Source organism: Allopontixanthobacter sp. (assembly GCF_034376665.1).
In the GTDB taxonomy this organism is placed as follows: Bacteria; Pseudomonadota; Alphaproteobacteria; order Sphingomonadales; family Sphingomonadaceae; genus Allopontixanthobacter.
Genome location: NZ_JAXMJI010000022.1, coordinates 1 through 16,473, shown reverse-complemented (window position 1 = coordinate 16,473; position 16,473 = coordinate 1). Strand labels below are relative to the sequence as shown.

At 61.8% G+C, this 16,473-nt stretch carries 15 protein-coding genes, 1 tRNA gene and 1 pseudogene; 14 read left to right on the top strand and 3 right to left on the bottom strand.

Going from position 1 to position 16,473, the window contains the following annotated elements; translation table 11 throughout:
• The 4 genes from U0988_RS02215 to U0988_RS02200 form a co-directional block, all read left to right on the top strand.
• On the top strand, positions 1-1,399 hold a 1,399-nt coding region (locus tag U0988_RS02215), incomplete at its 5' end, for an aminoacyl--tRNA ligase-related protein (protein WP_322291019.1).
• Between the two features lie 46 nt (positions 1,400-1,445).
• The gene (locus U0988_RS02210) at positions 1,446-2,789 is read left to right on the top strand and encodes a M28 family peptidase (RefSeq protein WP_322291018.1); all 1,344 of its coding nucleotides are present in this window, start codon (positions 1,446-1,448) and stop codon (positions 2,787-2,789) included.
• A gap of 64 nt (positions 2,790-2,853) precedes the next feature.
• Positions 2,854-5,175 carry a ribonuclease R gene (gene rnr / locus U0988_RS02205; RefSeq protein WP_322291017.1) on the top strand — a complete coding sequence of 774 codons (2,322 nt, stop codon included), beginning with the start codon at positions 2,854-2,856 and terminating at the stop codon, positions 5,173-5,175.
• 54 nt (positions 5,176-5,229) lie between these two features.
• On the top strand, positions 5,230-5,745 hold the full coding sequence (locus U0988_RS02200) for a peroxiredoxin-like family protein (RefSeq protein WP_322291016.1): 516 nt from the start codon (positions 5,230-5,232) through the stop codon (positions 5,743-5,745).
• Between the two features lie 2 nt (positions 5,746-5,747).
• On the opposite strand, the gene U0988_RS02195 is transcribed toward U0988_RS02200, so the two are convergent.
• Entirely contained in the window at positions 5,748-6,200 is a 453-nt protein-coding gene (locus U0988_RS02195; RefSeq protein WP_322291015.1) for a universal stress protein, read from the bottom strand.
• 117 nt (positions 6,201-6,317) lie between these two features.
• On the opposite strand from U0988_RS02195, the gene U0988_RS02190 reads away from it, so the two are divergent.
• From U0988_RS02190 to lpdA, 3 genes are read left to right on the top strand one after another with little or no spacing between them, the layout of a single operon-like run.
• Positions 6,318-7,604: a pyruvate dehydrogenase complex dihydrolipoamide acetyltransferase gene (locus U0988_RS02190; protein WP_322291014.1), complete on the top strand. Its 1,287-nt coding sequence runs from the start codon at positions 6,318-6,320 to the stop codon at positions 7,602-7,604.
• Positions 7,605-7,635: 31 nt separating this feature from the next.
• Positions 7,636-8,022 (top strand): hypothetical protein, encoded by a 387-nt coding sequence (locus U0988_RS02185; protein WP_322291013.1) that lies wholly within the window; start codon positions 7,636-7,638, stop codon positions 8,020-8,022.
• Between the two features lie 39 nt (positions 8,023-8,061).
• Positions 8,062-9,474 carry a dihydrolipoyl dehydrogenase gene (gene lpdA, locus U0988_RS02180; protein WP_322291012.1) on the top strand — a complete coding sequence of 471 codons (1,413 nt, stop codon included), beginning with the start codon at positions 8,062-8,064 and terminating at the stop codon, positions 9,472-9,474.
• 78 nt (positions 9,475-9,552) lie between these two features.
• Here the strand turns inward: lpdA and U0988_RS02175 are convergent, their stop codons facing one another.
• Both U0988_RS02175 and U0988_RS02170 read right to left on the bottom strand, forming a co-directional pair.
• Positions 9,553-9,771 carry a hypothetical protein gene (locus U0988_RS02175; protein ID WP_322291011.1) on the bottom strand — a complete coding sequence of 73 codons (219 nt, stop codon included), beginning with the start codon at positions 9,769-9,771 and terminating at the stop codon, positions 9,553-9,555.
• 75 nt (positions 9,772-9,846) lie between these two features.
• Positions 9,847-9,934 (bottom strand) — tRNA-Ser (locus U0988_RS02170).
• Between the two features lie 151 nt (positions 9,935-10,085).
• Here U0988_RS02170 and U0988_RS02165 point away from each other — a divergent pair.
• The 7 genes and pseudogenes from U0988_RS02165 to U0988_RS02135 form a co-directional block, all read left to right on the top strand.
• On the top strand, positions 10,086-11,111 hold the full coding sequence (locus tag U0988_RS02165) for a lytic murein transglycosylase (protein ID WP_322291010.1): 1,026 nt from the start codon (positions 10,086-10,088) through the stop codon (positions 11,109-11,111).
• Between the two features lie 172 nt (positions 11,112-11,283).
• Entirely contained in the window at positions 11,284-12,453 is a 1,170-nt protein-coding gene (locus U0988_RS02160) for a D-alanyl-D-alanine carboxypeptidase family protein (RefSeq protein WP_322291009.1), read from the top strand.
• Positions 12,450-13,088 carry a dTMP kinase gene (gene tmk / locus U0988_RS02155; protein ID WP_322291008.1) on the top strand — a complete coding sequence of 213 codons (639 nt, stop codon included), beginning with the start codon at positions 12,450-12,452 and terminating at the stop codon, positions 13,086-13,088. Before U0988_RS02160 ends, tmk begins: the two co-directional genes overlap by 4 nt.
• Complete coding sequence (locus U0988_RS02150) at positions 13,085-14,047, top strand: DNA polymerase III subunit delta' (RefSeq protein ID WP_322291007.1); 963 nt, start codon at positions 13,085-13,087, stop codon at positions 14,045-14,047. The genes tmk and U0988_RS02150 overlap by 4 nt, the downstream gene beginning before the upstream one ends.
• Positions 14,040-15,611: a methionine--tRNA ligase gene (gene metG / locus U0988_RS02145; protein WP_322291006.1), complete on the top strand. Its 1,572-nt coding sequence runs from the start codon at positions 14,040-14,042 to the stop codon at positions 15,609-15,611. Before U0988_RS02150 ends, metG begins: the two co-directional genes overlap by 8 nt.
• Positions 15,611-16,387 carry a TatD family hydrolase gene (locus U0988_RS02140; RefSeq protein ID WP_322291005.1) on the top strand — a complete coding sequence of 259 codons (777 nt, stop codon included), beginning with the start codon at positions 15,611-15,613 and terminating at the stop codon, positions 16,385-16,387. Before metG ends, U0988_RS02140 begins: the two co-directional genes overlap by 1 nt.
• Positions 16,384-16,473: pseudogene (locus U0988_RS02135) on the top strand (MBL fold metallo-hydrolase); the annotation flags it as partial. The gene U0988_RS02140 and the pseudogene U0988_RS02135, both read left to right, overlap by 4 nt.

The window sequence follows — 16,473 nt, the reverse complement described above, 5'->3', positions numbered from 1 at the left end:
CTGGGAACGCATTCAGCGCCTAATGGATGACCGGATCAAGGCCGCCGGCGTTCAGAACTGCTACTTCCCGCTGTTCATCCCGCTCGCCAATTTCACGCGCGAGGCTGAGCACGTCGAAGGCTTTGCCAAGGAAATGGCGGTGGTCACCCATCACCGTCTGATCGCTGGTGAAAATGGCAAGCTGATCCCCGACCCGGACGCAAAGCTGGAAGAACCGCTGGTTGTGCGGCCTACTTCCGAAACGATCATTGGCGATGCGATGGCACGGTGGATCCAGAGCTGGCGCGACCTGCCGCTGCTGACCAACCAATGGGCGAATGTCGTGCGCTGGGAAATGCGCACGCGGATGTTCCTGAGGACCACCGAGTTCCTGTGGCAGGATGGGCATACTGCCCACGAAAACGCCGCCGATGCGCGCGAACACACCTTGCGGATGCTTGAAGTGTATCGCGCCTGCGCTGAAGATGATTTGGCCATGCCGGTCTTCGCGGGCGAAAAGCCGGAAAACGAACGCTTCCCGGGCGCGGTCGAAACGTGGTCGATCGAGGCAATGATGCAGGACGGCAAGGCGCTGCAGGCCGGTACGTCACATTATCTCGGAACCAATTTCGCGCAAGCCTCCGGCATCCAGTATCAGGACCGCGAAGGCGGGCAGCAATATTGCCATACCACCAGCTGGGGCACATCGACCCGTCTGATCGGCGGCGTGATCATGACACATGGTGACGACGACGGTTTGCGCGTCCCGCCCGCGATTGCACCGCATCAGGTGGTGATCCTGCCCATGCTGCGCGACAAGCCTGAAGACGAAGCGCTGCTGGCCTATTGTGAGACCCTGCGCGCCGCCATTGCCGGGACATCGGCGCTTGGTGAGAAGACCCGCGTCCTGCTCGACAAAAAGCCTGGCAAGGCTGCTGCCAAGCGCTGGGACTGGGTTCGCAAGGGCGCTCCAATAATCCTCGAGGTGGGCGGCCGCGATATGGAGAATGGCACCGTCAGCCTGCTCCGGCGGGATCGGTTGTGGGACGGGAGTGGGAAGCCCGACTTTTCCGCGCCATCCGCTGCCGATGCACCGGGATTGATCCCTCTGCTGCTCGAAGAAATCCAGCAGGCGCTGTACGACGAAGCCGCGGCGCGGCGCGATGCCAATATTACTCGCGGCATTGCCAGCATGGACGAGCTGTCCACATTCTACGATGACGCGGCAAAATATCCCGGATGGGCCGAAGTCCAGTGGTCGAAGCCGACCGGCCCAGCGCTGGATGCGGTGGTGGAAAAACTCAAGGCGCTCAAGCTGACGGTTCGCAATGTCCCGATCGGAGCGGAGCCTGCTTCGGGTTCCTGCATCTTTACCGGTGAACCGGCGGTCGAACGGATTTATGTCGCCCGCGCCTATTAGGTAATCCTGCCTTGCCAAAGTCCGGGTAACGGGGACATACAGGGCCATGCAGAAAATCAGTCTGGCCGGTGCCGTAGCTCTCGTTTCCCTGATTAGTGGTGCGCCGCTCGGCGCGCAGGACGATCCCGCAAGCGAGGTCTCCGAAGCCCGGCTCCGGGCCGATATCGACGCTCTGGTTGGTTTCGGCACCCGGCACACCCTGTCGCTGCAGGACCATCCCACCCGTGGTATCGGCGCCGCGCGCAAGTGGGGCGAGGCTGAATTCCGCAAGGCGAGTGCGGCCTGCGGCGGATGCCTGGAAATAGTGCTGCCTGAACGCATGGTCGAAGGGCGGCGAATTCCGACCCCGACGCGGCTGGTCAACGTGGTTGCGATCCAGCGAGGCACCGAACGGCCGAACGAAGTGGTCATTGTTCAGGGCCATATCGACAGCCGCGTGTCGGATGTGGCCGATTTCACCAGCGACGCACCCGGCGCGAACGACGATGGTTCCGGCACTGCGCTGGTGATCGAGGCCGCGCGGGTCTTGTCGGGCAACACTTACCCCACCACCATTGTCTATGCCTTGCTCTCGGGCGAGGAGCAGGGGCTGTATGGCGGCCAGCTGCTCGCGGATTATGCGGCGGAACAGGGCTGGACGGTCAAGGCCGTGCTTAACAACGATATCGTTGGTGGAAGCTGCGGTTCGGACGGCTATTGCGACGAGGGCCATGTCCGGGTGTTTTCCGAAGGTCCGCGTGCGGATCTGACCGATGAAATCCGGGCAGCGCAGCGCCGGGATGGCGGGGAGAACGACAGTCCCGGTCGCAATCTGTCACGGTGGATCGACGCATTGGCGGACGAAACTCCCGGCGGCCTCGACGTTCGACAGATCTGGCGCACGGACCGTATGGGCCGGGGCGGAGACCAGATCCCGTTCCTCGAAAAAGGCTATCCAGCGATCCGTTTCTCGGTCGCGGTGGAAGATTACGAACACCAGCATCAGGACTTGCGGGTCGAGGACGGCGTTACCTACGGCGACACCGTGGACGAGATGGATTTCCCCTACCTCGCCAAGGTCACCCGGCTCAATATCCGTGCCCTCGACCGGCTGGCGCGCACCCCGATGCCGCCCGCTCCGGTGGCGCAGGCAGCAGTGCAGACCTTTACTTCGCTGAAGTGGGAACCGGTTCCGGGCGCGATCAATTACACTATCTGGAAGCGGCGGACCGATGTGCCGAACTGGGAAGCCGAACCGGTGATCGCAAACGTCGTCGCGACCAGCGCCAATCTGGAAGGTGTTCGCGGCGATGACTGGTTTTTCGGGGTCAGCGCGCATGGCGAAGACGGTTCGATGAGCCCGATCGCCAGTGCCGTGCCCGCAGGCGGTTTTGCGCCGATCCCGGAGTAACGCCCTCCGGTCCTCCGCGCGGACGCCGCTCGACACGAACCGTGCCAGCGCATAGGAGCCCGGGATGAACAAACGCCCCCGCACAAATCAGCCGGCCGGTATGCCCACGGCTGCCCAGGTCATCGAATTCATCCAGACCGCCGACGGTGCTGCCGGCAAGCGCGAGATTGCCAAGGCTTTCGGCCTCAAGGGGCAGGAAAAGATCGCGCTCAAGAAATTGCTGCGCGACATGGCGGAAGAAGGCCTGATCGACGGCAAGAAGACTGCTTATCACCGGATGGGCGGGGTGCCCAAGGTAACTGTGCTGCGGGTGGTCGAAATCGAGGACGGGGAACCCCTGGCTATCCCTGACAGCTGGCAACCCGATGACGCCACGCCGCCGCCGCGACTGCGGGTCATCGAGCCCAAGAAGGGGCGCACACGCCAGGCAGCGCTGCGCGTCGGTGACCGGATTCTGGCCAGGACGGAAGAGACCGGCGGCGGCTGGCGCGCGCATGTGATGAAGAAGCTGCCCGCAAAGACGGAAGGCATGATGGGCGTCGTCGAGATCGACGCGAACGGCAAGGCGTGGCTCGCCCCGGTCGACAAGCGGGTGCGGCAATCCAGCCCCATCGCCGACCTTGGCGGGGCTGCCGCGGGCCAGTTGGTCATGACCGAGGCGGCAGGCAAATCGCAGCGTTCGGGCGTGAATGTGATCGAAGTGCTCGGCGATCCGCTGGCTCCGAAAAGCTTCAGCCTGATCGCCATATCGAAGCATGGCATTCCCAATGTTTTCGGGGAAGACACGCTGGCGGAGGCCGAATTGGCGGCGAAACTGCCGGTCTCCGCCGAAACCCGTGAAGATCTCCGGCATCTGCCGATCGTTGCCATCGATCCAGCGGATGCGCGGGACCATGACGATGCGATCTGGGCAGAACCGGACGGGAAGGGCGGCTTCCGCGCGGTGGTGGCGATTGCGGACGTGTCCTATTATGTCCGCCCCGGCGGTGCGCTCGACCGGGAGGCCCGCAAGCGCGGCAATTCGGTCTATTTCCCGGACCGAGTAGTGCCGATGCTGCCCGAAGTGCTCAGCGCCGATGTCTGCTCGCTGCGGCAGGGCGAAGACCGCGCGGCGATGGCTTGCCACATGGAAATTTCCGGCGACGGCAAGATCATGGACTGGCGCTTCACCCGTGCGCTTGTGAAGATCGACGAGGTGATCGCCTACGAGGATGCGCAGGAGCGGATCGACAGCGGCAAGGCGGCGACAAACCTCGCCAATCTGTGGGAATGCTGGAAAGTGCTGGCCGATGCCCGCGCCAAGCGCGACCCGCTGGAGCTGGACCTTCCCGAACGGCGGGTCATGCTGGACGATCAAGGCAAGATTACTGAAATCGCTATCCGGGAACGGCTCGATGCGCACCGCGTAGTCGAGGAATTCATGATCTCCGCCAATGTCGCCGCGGCCAAGGCGCTGGAAAGCAAGACTGCCCCCGTGGTTTACCGGGTGCACGAGACCCCCAGCCGCGAAAAGCTGGTGGCGCTGCGGGAATATCTCGAAACGTTTGGCAAGAAGTTGGCGCTGGGACAGGTGATAACACCTTCTCTGTTCAACCGGATGCTAAAGGATGTCACCGACGAAGCGGAAAAGGCGCAGGTGATGGAAGCGGTGCTCCGCAGCCAGACGCAGGCCTATTACGGCCCCAACAATGCGGGACATTTCGGCCTGTCGCTGGGGTCCTACGCGCATTTTACCTCGCCGATCCGCCGTTATGCCGATTTGCTCGTGCACCGTTCGCTGGTCGATGCTTTCAAATTGGAGCAGCCCAAGCCGCAAGGCTCCATACCGCCGCTATCCGGCCTGTCGGACCGCGACCGGGGCGACCTGGCGAAGATCAGCGAGGCGATCAGCGGCACCGAGCGGCGAGCGATGGAGGCCGAACGCGACACGATCGATCGCTATGTCGCCGCCTGGCTTTCCGCCCGCGTAGGCGAGACCTTCGAAACCCGGATCACCGGTGTGCAAAGCTTCGGCTTCTTCGCGACAATCGTCGGACTGGGCGGGGATGGGCTGGTGCCGGTTTCAACCCTTGGTTCGGATTACTACACTTACGACGAAGCGGCCCGCGCCCTGATCGGCGAGCGGTCTGGTACGCGGTTCGATACGGGCCAGAAGCTTGAACTGACCCTGGCCGAAGCCAATCCGTTGACGGGTGCGCTGAAGTTCCAGCTGCCCGAAACCGATGGTCAGAAAATCGAGCCCCGGGGCAATCGCACAGAGGCCCGACGTTCGTCGAAGGGGCCAGGCAAGGGAAGCGGCGGCAAAGGTCCGCAAGCAGGCAAGTTCCGCACCGGCCCGCGCGGACGGCCGGGGAATATCCGGCACCAGGGGCGCAAAAAGAAATAGGTGCGGCGGAACGCGCGAGGCGGCGCAGCATTGGTTAGGGGAAGGAGAACTCCATTGCTCACCCCCGGCCAGAAAGTCCCGAATATCGACCTGCCTCTGACAATCCAGGGGCGGTTCGAACTATCGCAGCAAACGCCGGAAAACTTCACCATGCTGGTGTTCTACCGCGGCAGTCATTGCCCGATCTGTCGCAGCTATCTGGAGGAAATCGGGGCGAGGCTGGACGATTTCACCGCACGCGGGATTTCAGTGTTCGCCATCTCGATGGACGACGAGGAGCGTGCGCGGAAAGTCGATGAGGAATGGTCGACCGGCGATCTGCCGCTGGTTTACGATTTGACCGAAGAGAACGCGCGTGAGTGGGGCCTGTACATCTCGGAGAAGCGGGAAGGGAGTGAGGAACCGGAAATATTTTCCGAACCCGGCCTGTTCATCCTTCGCCCTGACACATCGCTGTTCTTCGCGGTAACGCAGAGCGCCCCGTTCACGCGGCCGCCGCTGGATCAGCTGCTCGAAGGGCTCGATTACGCCCAGAAGAACGACTACCCGGCCCGCGGCACCCTAAGCTGACATCACGCCAACCGATCGATGTCCTCGGCCGAAAACGAACCTGGAACGATATAGAGCGGGCAGGGCAGCGATCCGGCATGAGCGGAAAAATGCGTGATGAGCGGATTGGAGCCCCCCTCGCTCGACGCACCCAGCACCAGAGCAGCGACTTCGGGATGCTCGGCGAGATATTCCTTGATCACGCTCTGGCTGGATCCGGTCTTGACGGCGATGGTCGGCATCTTGCCGCTTTCGGAAAACAGGCTTCCGGCTGCGCTGCTGGCCATCACTTCCGCTCGGTCATACGCTTCCTGCTCGATCGTCGCCTGCACTCCGCCGAAGGCGTTGAAGTTCTGCTTCGCGACCAGCGCCAGTATATGCACTGCCGCCCCGCTGGCGGCTGCTCGGCGCGATGCGAACCGCAAAGCCACGCGCGCCTCGTCTGTCTCGTCCATGATCACCAGATAGACGCGCATCAAAATCCTCCCTTGCCGGACTATACGATGAAAACGTATTCGGTGCAAGAACCTTGCCCGTTGGCGGCAAATTGGTCAGAGGTTGTCTGACGCAGCAACAGGACTTGTCGTACGCCCATGCCCACGCCCATCAAGATGCCCGCATTGTCCCCCACCATGGAAGAAGGCACGCTCGCGCGCTGGCTGGTCAAGGTCGGCGACAAGGTCAGTTCGGGCGACATCATGGCCGAGATCGAAACCGACAAGGCGACGATGGAATTCGAAGCGGTCGATGAAGGCACGATCGTCAGTATCGACGTCGAAGAGGGTTCCGAAGGTGTGAAAGTCGGCACAGTCATCGCGACCCTTGCGGGCGAAGACGAAGATGCCGGTGATGCAGCTTCCGACAAGGCAGCCGAACCGGAACCGGAAGCCGATAAGCCGAAGGAACCTGCCAAACCCGCACCGGCCGAACCGGCAGGCGAGGTGGCTCCGGCGAAATCTGCGAAGCCCGCCGCTGCGCCGAAAACTTCAGGAGAGCGCATAGTCGCCTCTCCGCTTGCCAAGCGGATCGCCGAACAGAAGGGTATCGATCTGGCGAATGTCTCCGGATCGGGCCCCAATGGCCGCATCGTCAAGGCGGATGTCGAAGGTACAAAGGGCAGCGCTCCAGTTTCAGCCCCTTCTGCCGAAGCGGCGGCACCGGTTCCCGACGCGAAGATTCCGGATTACGGCATCCCCTTCGAGGCGGAAAAGCTGAACAATATCCGCAAGACGATCGCCCGCCGCCTGACCGAAGCGAAGCAGACGATTCCGCACATCTACCTGACTCTGGATGTGCAGCTCGACGCACTGCTCAAGCTGCGGAGCGAACTCAACGCCGCGCTCGAACCGCAGGGCATCAAGCTGTCGGTTAACGATCTGCTGATCAAGGGTCTGGCCAAGGCGTTGCAGCAGGTTCCTTCCTGCAATGTCAGCTTTGCCGGTGACGAGTTGCGCAAATATACCAGGACCGACATCTCGGTCGCGGTTGCGGCGCCTTCGGGGCTGATCACGCCGATCATCGTCGATGCGGGCAGCAAGTCGATCTCCACCATTTCCACCGAGATGAAGGAACTGGCTGGCAAGGCGCGCGACGGCAAATTGCAGCCGCATGAATATCAGGGCGGGACCGCCAGCCTGTCGAACCTGGGGATGTTCGGAATCAAGCAGTTCGACGCGGTGATCAATCCGCCGCAGGCGATGATCCTGGCCGTCGGTGCGGGCGAGAAGCGTCCGGCAGTGATCGACGGCGCGCTGTCCATCGCCACGGTGATGAGCGCCACAGGCAGTTTCGATCACCGTGCGATCGACGGGGCTGACGGCGCGCAATTGATGCAGGCCTTCCAGCAGATCGTGGAAAATCCGCTAGGGCTGGTGGCTTGACGCGATGGGGTTCATCGGTTTTGCATCCATCGTGATATTGGCTGTCTCCAGCAGTCTTTCGGCACGGCCGGTGCAGGAACAGATCCGTGCGCCGCTGGTAGGGCTCGAAGGCCCCCAATCGGACGCCTGCCCCGGCATCGGACGGGTCAACGGCCTCGAACCTCGCAAAGGCGATCTCTTGCGGGTCAGGGCCGAAGCGAATGAAGTTGCCGAAGTGACCGACGAACTTGCCGTCTCCACGCTCGTCTGGCTGTGCGAGGCGGACGAGGATTGGCAGGGCATCGTCTATCCCAAGGGCGAGTTTCAGGAACTGGGCGATTGCCGTGTCAGCAGCGCGCTGGACCAGCCAGAGCCTTATGCCGGCCCTTGCCAGTTTGGCTGGGTGGAGGCGAAATATGTCGAACTGGTCGCAGGATAAGCGGCGCGGTTCTCGATCCAATTACCAATCGGAGTGGCTATGGCTTCCCAATATGATGTGATCGTCCTTGGTTCGGGTCCCGGCGGCTATGTCGCGGCGATCCGCTGCGCGCAGCTGGGCCTCAAGACCGCGATCGTTGAGCGGGAAAACCTCGGCGGCATCTGTCTCAACTGGGGGTGCATTCCGACCAAGGCACTGCTCCGTTCGGCGGAGATCTTCCATTACATGCAGCATGCCAAGGACTACGGGCTGGCGGCGAAGGAAATCACTGCCGATCTGGATGCGGTGGTCAAGCGCTCGCGCGGGGTGGCCAAGCAGCTCAGCCAGGGCATCGCGCATCTGATGAAAAAGAACAAGATCGCCGTCCACATGGGCGAGGGGACCTTGAAAGATGCGGCCACGCTGGAAGTGAAGGGTGACAAGGGCAGCGAGACGCTGAGCGCCAAACATATTATCGTCGCGACCGGTGCGCGCGCGCGCGATCTGCCGTTTGCACCCTCCGATGGCAAACGCATCTGGACCTACCGTCACGCAATGGTGCCGCCCGAGATGCCAAGCAAGTTGCTAGTCATCGGATCGGGCGCAATTGGCATCGAGTTCGCCAGTTTTTACAACGATATGGGCGCGGAAGTTACCGTAGTTGAGATGCTCGACCGGATTGTTCCGGTGGAAGATGCCGAGATTTCCGCATTCCTGCAGAAATCCCTGACCAAGCAAGGGATGGATATCCGCACAGCGACCGGGCTGGAGGATCTCAAGTCATCTGCCAAGGGCGTCACCGCCAACATCAAGGGCAAGGACGGCAAGGTCACGACGGAAGAATTCAGCCACGCCATCGTCGCCATCGGTATCCAGCCGAATACGGAAAATATCGGGCTGGAGGGGGCGGGGGTCAAGATGGACCGCGGCTTCATCCAGATCGATGGCTACGGACGCACCGGCACCAAAGGCCTGTGGGCAATCGGGGACTGTGTTCCCGGGCCATGGCTGGCTCACAAGGCGAGCCACGAAGGCGTAACTGCCGCAGAGGCGATCGCGCAGGAATTGGGGAACAAGGACGTCCATCCCCATCCGCTGGACCGGAATGCGATTCCCGGCTGCACCTATTGCCATCCGCAAGTCGCCAGCGTCGGTCTCACCGAAGACAAGGCGAAGGAAGCCGGCCACGAGGTAAAGGTCGGTAATTTCCCTTTCATCGGAAATGGCAAGGCGATCGCGCTTGGAGAGGCTGAAGGCTTCATCAAGACGGTATTCGACGCGAAAACCGGAGAACTGCTCGGTGCCCACATGATCGGCGCGGAAGTTACCGAACTGATCCAGGGTTACACGGTCGGGAAGGTTCTCGAAACGACAGAAATCGAACTGATGGGCACCATCTTCCCGCATCCCACCTTGAGCGAAATGATGCATGAAAGCGTGCTGTCGGCCTACGGCCGGGCGCTACACATCTAGGAATTCGCATTCAGCAAAAGCGAAGCCCGGGAGTTCAGTCGAACGCCCGGGCTTCGCAGAATCAACAAAGCTGACAGATTACTCGGTAGGCGTCTCAGTCGCGTCGGCTTCTTCGACGTCCACGGTGGGAACTTCGACGGTCCGCTCCTCCATTTCCACGTCCACATCAGCGGCATCGACGTCGTACTCCGGCATGTTTCCGCCCTCGACATTCACCTCGGGCATTTCGCCTTCTTCGGTCTGCTCGACATCGCACGCAGCAAGGCCAAGAGCCGCCGCGCCAGTAAGGGTCGCCATCAATATCTTGCGCATATCGGTTTCTCCATTTCACCGGCCAAACGATTGCCCGCCGTGAAATGTTCCGAAAAAATCTGGCGGAAGGGGTGGGATTCGAACCCACGGATACTTGCGCATCGCCGGTTTTCAAGACCGGTGCATTCGACCACTCTGCCACCCTTCCGCTCGGCAGAAGCCGCTAGCGCGCCGGAATCGATTTGTCATCCCGGCATTTTGCGGTGGGAGGAGGCGCGCCTGCGGGAAATCGGGATACGCCCTCCGAAAAACCACGAAAAGTCATTTGCGATTCATAACCCGTGTGACATCAGGTCAGGATGTTCTTCAGAAGTATCCTGCTCGCCTTCTCCGTAATCGTGCTGGGCATTCCCGCTGCGCCGACAAATGTTTATGGCCAGGACCTCTCGTTCGATGCCTATCTCCAACTGCTGTCCGCCAGGGCGCGGGCGGAGGGTGTCAGCGAGCCGACGATACGCCGGATGACCGCCGGGCTCACGCCGAACATGCGCGTAATTGAACTCGACCGGGCCCAGCCAGGCACACCCGGCGTCAGCGGCTTCCCGCCAGTTGCGCCTTATCTGGCCCGGCATGTCGACCGCGCGAGGATCAACGGCGGACGCGAAGCCTTCGGCAATTCGCGGAGCATCACCCGTGCAATCGAGCAGCAATACGGGGTCCCGGGCGAAATCGTGATCGCGATTTGGGGCCACGAGACCAATTACGGCAGCTACATGGGCGACTTCGATCTCTCCCGTTCGCTGGCAACTTTGGCGTGGGAGGGTCGCCGCCGCGACCTGTTCGCGACCGAATGGGTGGATCTGCTCAAGATCGCCGACCGCGGCTTCCCCCGCTCGACCATGGTAGGAAGCTGGGCCGGCGCATTCGGTAACCCCCAGTTTCTGCCAAGCGTCTATCTGCGGCTTGCGGTGGACGGCGACGGGGACGGAAATGCGAATATCTGGAACAGCCGCGCCGATACGCTGCATTCCATTGCCAATTATTTCCGCGATGCCGGGTGGCGCCGCGGCCAGCCATGGGGTGTGCGGGCTTCGGTACCAGCCAATCTCGACCGCGGCGCCATTCAAAGCAAGCTGACCGCCCCGGTTTGCCCGCGGGTCCATGAGCGCCATAGTCAATGGAAAACCATCGCAGAATGGCGCAAGCTCGGCGTGCAGCCCCAGAAATACCTTGCTGACGACGTCATGGCTTCATTCTTCCAGCCCGACGGACCGGGAAATCCTGCCTGGCTCCTGACCGCAAATTATCGAGTCATCCTCGAATACAATTGCTCGAATTATTACGCCCTGAGCGTTGGATTGCTTGCAGATGAGATTAACCCTTGAGATTGCCGGGGGGAGGGTCCGGGTAAGTCCGCGCTCAAGCCGTGGACAGTCCGATGCAGCGCTCGCCAAGGTGCGCGCGGCAGGGTATAGCGGTGCCAAAGTAACAACGGCAAACTGATCCACCGGCTCCAACCCGGTGACGGGAACGAATTTGGCACATTATCTCAGAATCATGGCTTTGTCGGTGGTGACAGCGGCGGCGCCGCTGCTCGCTTATTCGCCTGTGAGTTCGCCTGAGCGCGTGGCCAAACCCGGCGATCTCGGCGTGCCTGGCGCAGATCTCGCACCGATCGCCCTGCTGGTGGATCTGAACTCCGGACAGGAGTTGATGGCGCGCGACGCGGACCGCCGGTTCGTGCCCGCGTCCATCACCAAGGTGATGACACTGTATGTCGCGTTCGAACTGATCGACGAAGGGAAACTTTCGCCAACCAACATCTTCACTGTCCGTCCGGAAACCTTCAAGGAATGGCGCAACAAGGGTTCGCGCATGTTCCTGCCGCATGATGCGCGGGTTTCGGTCGATGAATTACTGATCGGGATCGCCGCGGTATCGGCGAACGACGGATCGATCGTGCTGGCCGAGGGGGCTGCCGGATCAATCGACAACTGGCTCGGCCTGATGAATGCCAAGGCCCGCGAATTGGGTATGCGGTCGAGCCATTTCGGAACACCGAACGGTTGGCCGGACGAGGGCCGAACCTACACGACCGCGCGCGACCTGGTCATTCTATCCCGAGCGATCATGAATCGTCATCCCTATAAATACGCCCGCTATTTCGGGCGTGAGGGCTTTGCCTATAATGGCATCGCGCAGGCCAATCATGATCCGATGATCGGGATCGTCGAGGGTGCAGACGGGATGAAAACCGGCTTTACCAACGAGGCAGGCTACGGCTTTCTGGGCACCGCGGTGCGCAATGGGCGGCGGTTGGTCATGGTCGTGGCCGCCAGCGACACGCATCAGCGCCGCAAGCAGGCTGCGTACCAATTGATCGAATGGGGCTTCAACCGCTTCGACACGCGGCCTCTGTTTGCAGCGGGTGCGACGGTGGGTGTGGCGGACGTGCAGAATGGAATGCAGTCCGGTGTTCCGCTGTCGGCTCCGGCCAATATCAACGCTACATTCCCGGTGGGCCGCGGGCAGGGAGACGTGAAGCTGACCATCCATTACGAAGGCCCGCTCCAGGCCCCGGTGCGCCAGGGTGAACGAATTGCCGAGCTGGAAATCGAAGTTGACGGGCTGCCCCCGTCCCGGGTGCCGCTGGTAACAGCCGAAGCGGTCGAAAAGGCAGACATCTGGCGACGTCTCGTCAACGGAATTACAGGTATATTCTCGTGAACCACGGCAAATTCATTGCGCTGGAAGGCGGGGAAGGGACGGGGAAATCGACCCAGTCCCGGCTACTCGCCGAGGCGCTGGAGGCGCTCGGACAGCCAGCAACCGTGACCCGCGAACCGGGCGGGACCGAGGGTGCCGAAGCTATCCGTGCGTTGCTGCTTGCTCCGCCCGGCCCCGGCTGGGGCCCGCGTGCCGAAGCCTTGCTGTTTGCCGCCGCGCGATCGGACCATGTCGAGCGGCTGATCCGCCCCGCGCTCGCAGCTGGCCGCTGGGTCGTCTGCGACCGATTTCTCGATTCAAGCCGCGCCTATCAGGGCGGAGCGGGCGGGCTGGGCGACGATACGATCATGGCGCTGCACGACATCGGCAGCGAAGGTCTGCTGCCCGACATGACCGTGCTGATCGATGTCACACCGGAGACGATCTCTGCCCGATTGGCAGCACGTGATCAGGGCGTTGCGGATGCCATTGGCGGGCGCGGCGCGGCTTATCATACAAATGTGGCGCAGGCATTCCGGCGCTTTGCCGCCGCTGCGCCCGATCGGTTCGTGACCATTGGTGGGGAGGGGGCGCCGGACGAGGTTCACCGCCGGATCATGGCCGCGCTTGCTCCGTTGCTGGAGATTGCAGCATGATCCTCATCGGTCATGACGAACCATGGCGCGAATGGCGCGAAGCGGCGGCCGGCGGGCGAATGCATCATGCGTGGCTGCTGACGGGCAAGAGCGGCCTGGGCAAGATGCAGTTTGCCGTCGCGGCGGCGCGCGAGCTGGTCGCCGAACCGGGTGTCCACCAACCTGCCGGCGATCATCCCGACATTCATATTCTGACCCATCTTCCCAAGGACGAGAAGGAGGACAAGAAGCAGGCGGAGGGCAAACCATTCGAACTGAAGCGCAACATCACGATCGGACAGATCCGGGCGATGCAGCAGCGGCTGACCACGCGTCCGACGCTGGGTGAGCGGCGGGCGATCATCATCGATCCGGCGGACGATATGGAGAAAAGTGCCTCCAATGCGCTTCTGAAAAGCCTCGAGGAACCGCCACGGGGCACTTTCTTCCTGCTGGTCGCGCATCGGCCCGCCCGGTTGCTTCCAACAATCCGCTCGCGCTGCCGGACGCTTCGCTTTCCGCTCGTGGGGGATGACCGGATGCGGTCGCTCCTGAGCCATGAGGTTCCGGAAGCCGATCATGATGCGGTGGATGCGGCGGTGGCGGCCGCAAGTGGCTCACCCGGCGCGGTGCTCAATTTTATCACCAGCAACCTCGGCCCTCTCAACACTATCATGCGGCGGATCGCGCGCGAAGGCGACCCGGATTTCACCCTCCGCGGCCAATTGGCAGAAGCAATCGGGACCCGCCCCGACCGTGCACGGATCCAGGCGGTGCTGGACCTTGCCCGGGCAGTCATTGGTGCCCGGGCGCAGGATTGCACAGCTGATGAAATTCCGGTCCTGGCACAGGCGCACAGCGAATTGGTCACCCTGACGGGGCAGGCGCCAACCTATAATTTCGATGCCGGATTGCTGGTAATGGAAATCGGCACCTTGCTTGCCTCCACCGCCCCCACTAGGGACCGGGCCGATGCCTGACCCATTCTACATTACCACTGCGATCTCCTATCCCAATGGTCGCCCGCATATCGGCCACGCCTACGAAGCGATTGCGGCTGATGTGATTGCCCGTTTCCAGCGCCTGCGTGGACGCGAGGTGCGGTTCCAGACCGGCACGGACGAACATGGGCTTAAGATGCTCCGCAAGGCTGAGGAACAGGGCCGGTCCGCGCGTGCCCTGGCGGACGAGATGTCGGGTTATTTCAAGGATATGTGCGACGGTCTTGGGATCAGCTATGACCGGTTCATCCGCACTGTCGATGACGATCACCACCGCGCCAGCCAGGCCTTGTGGAGCGCCATGGAGGCCAATGGCGATCTTTATCTGGACCGCTACGAAGGCTGGTATTCGGTTCGCGACGAAGCCTTTTACGACGAGAGCGAATTGATCGGGGAAGGGGACGAAAAACTGTCCCCTCAAGGCACTCCGGTGGAGTGGACGGTAGAGGAGAGCTGGTTCTTCCGGCTGTCAAAGTACCAGGACAAACTGCTGGAACTGTACGCGGAAAGCCCCGAATTCCTGCAACCCGACAGCCGCCGCAACGAAATGATCGGTTTCGTGTCGAGCGGACTGCGGGATCTCTCCGTTTCGCGCACGAGCTTCGACTGGGGCGTGAAAGTGCCGCAAGCCGATGGAAGTGACGGTAGCCATGTCATGTATGTCTGGGTGGATGCGCTGACCAATTATCTCACTGGTCTCGGCTACCCCGATGACACGGAAATGATGCGGAAATTCTGGCCGGCAGACCTGCATCTGATCGGCAAGGACATTGTCCGGTTCCATGCCGTCTATTGGCCCGCGTTCCTAATGAGCGCCGGTCTTCCGCTTCCGAAACAGGTATTCGGCCACGGGTTCCTGCTCAACCGCGGCGAGAAGGAATCCAAATCACTCGGCAATGTGACCGATCCCATGATGCTGGCGGACAAATTTGGCGTCGATACGCTGCGCTATTTCCTGATGCGCGAAGTCGCCTTCGGGCAGGACGGCAGCTATTCGCCCGAAGCGATCGTGACCCGCGCCAACGCCGAACTGGCGAACAGCTTCGGCAATCTGGCCCAGCGCAGTCTGTCGATGATATTCAAGAATATGGGCGGCGAGTTGAAGGCCGTGCCGACCAATTCGACCGATGACGCCCTTGAGGAATTGGTATACCACGCCTGCGCCAACGAACTGCCGCTCGAATTCGAGCAGCTCAATTTCTCGGTCGGGCTGGACGCTTGGATGCGCGCGGTGTTCGCCTGCAACCAATATGTCGACGAGCAGGCACCGTGGACTTTGCGCAAGGAAGACCCGGCACGGATGGAAGCTGTGCTGATGACCTTGTTCCGCTGCGTCCGGTCACTCGCCATCGCGGTGCGCTGCGTAGTGCCGGCATCGGCGGACCGGCTGCTCGACCAGATGGGGATCGCCGGTGAGGGCCGTGATTTCGCTGCGCTCGAGAACGCAAACTGGTTTGCAAATCTGGTGAACAGCGGCTACCGGCTCGACAAACCCGAAGGCATCTTTCCCAGACTGGATCTGCCTGAAAGCGAGCCAGCGTAATGCTGATCGATAGCCATTGCCATCTGCAGTACAAGGGCGTGGTAGAGGACCAGCAGGGTGTCCTGCAACGCGCGCGCGCCGTTGGTGTTGGGGGCTTCCTCAACATCTCGACCAAACAAAGCGAGTGGCATGACGTCATCGCCACGGCGGAGCGCGAGCCCGATGTCTGGGCCAGTGTCGGCATCCACCCGCACGAAGCTGACGCCCATGCCGACCTGGGCGCTGACGCGCTGCGAAACGCGTCCGTGCATCCCAAAGTCATCGCAATCGGGGAGACCGGCCTCGACTATTATTACGACAAATCCGACCGCGAGGTCCAGAAGGCGCTGTTCCGGATGCACATCGGCATCGCGCGTGAAACCGGCCTGCCGATCATAATCCACACCCGCGACGCGGAAGACGACACCGCCAACATCCTGACCGAGGAGATGAAGCAGAGGGCATTCCCCGCTCTGATCCATTGTTTCACGGCTTCGGCTGGCTTTGCTCACAAAGTGCTCGATCTCGGGCTGACGATCTCCCTTTCGGGTATCGTGACATTCAAGAACGCCAGGGAACTGCAGGAAATCGCAGCACAAATCCCTGCAGACCGGCTGCTGGTCGAAACCGACAGCCCATTTCTGGCCCCGGTTCCCCATCGCGGCAAACCGTGCGAACCGGCGTTCGTCAGGAACACCGCCGAATTTGTCGCCGCTCTTCGCGGAGAAAGCCTTGAAGGTCTGGCGGAAACCACAACCCGCAATTTCCATGCCCTGTTCACGAAAGCAGCGGCGTGAAGCTGGTAATGCTGGGCTGCGGCACCTCCACCGGCGTGCCGCGCATCGGCAACGACTGGGGCAACTGCGACCCGGACGAACCGAAA

Excerpts from the sequence above, each read along its gene's own strand:
- U0988_RS02210 (WP_322291018.1), top strand. The coding sequence starts at position 1,446 with ATGCAGAAAATCAGTCTGGCCGGTGCCGTAGCTCTCGTTTCCCTGATT.
- U0988_RS02195 (WP_322291015.1), bottom strand. The coding sequence starts at position 6,200 with ATGCGCGTCTATCTGGTGATCATGGACGAGACAGACGAGGCGCGCGTG.
- lpdA (WP_322291012.1), top strand. The coding sequence starts at position 8,062 with ATGGCTTCCCAATATGATGTGATCGTCCTTGGTTCGGGTCCCGGCGGC.
- U0988_RS02140 (WP_322291005.1), top strand. The coding sequence starts at position 15,611 with ATGCTGATCGATAGCCATTGCCATCTGCAGTACAAGGGCGTGGTAGAG.
- U0988_RS02165 (WP_322291010.1), top strand. The coding sequence starts at position 10,086 with ATGTTCTTCAGAAGTATCCTGCTCGCCTTCTCCGTAATCGTGCTGGGC.
- U0988_RS02190 (WP_322291014.1), top strand. The coding sequence starts at position 6,318 with ATGCCCACGCCCATCAAGATGCCCGCATTGTCCCCCACCATGGAAGAA.
- rnr (WP_322291017.1), top strand. The coding sequence starts at position 2,854 with ATGAACAAACGCCCCCGCACAAATCAGCCGGCCGGTATGCCCACGGCT.
- U0988_RS02160 (WP_322291009.1), top strand. The coding sequence starts at position 11,284 with ATGGCTTTGTCGGTGGTGACAGCGGCGGCGCCGCTGCTCGCTTATTCG.
- U0988_RS02175 (WP_322291011.1), bottom strand. The coding sequence starts at position 9,771 with ATGGCGACCCTTACTGGCGCGGCGGCTCTTGGCCTTGCTGCGTGCGAT.
- U0988_RS02150 (WP_322291007.1), top strand. The coding sequence starts at position 13,085 with ATGATCCTCATCGGTCATGACGAACCATGGCGCGAATGGCGCGAAGCG.
- metG (WP_322291006.1), top strand. The coding sequence starts at position 14,040 with ATGCCTGACCCATTCTACATTACCACTGCGATCTCCTATCCCAATGGT.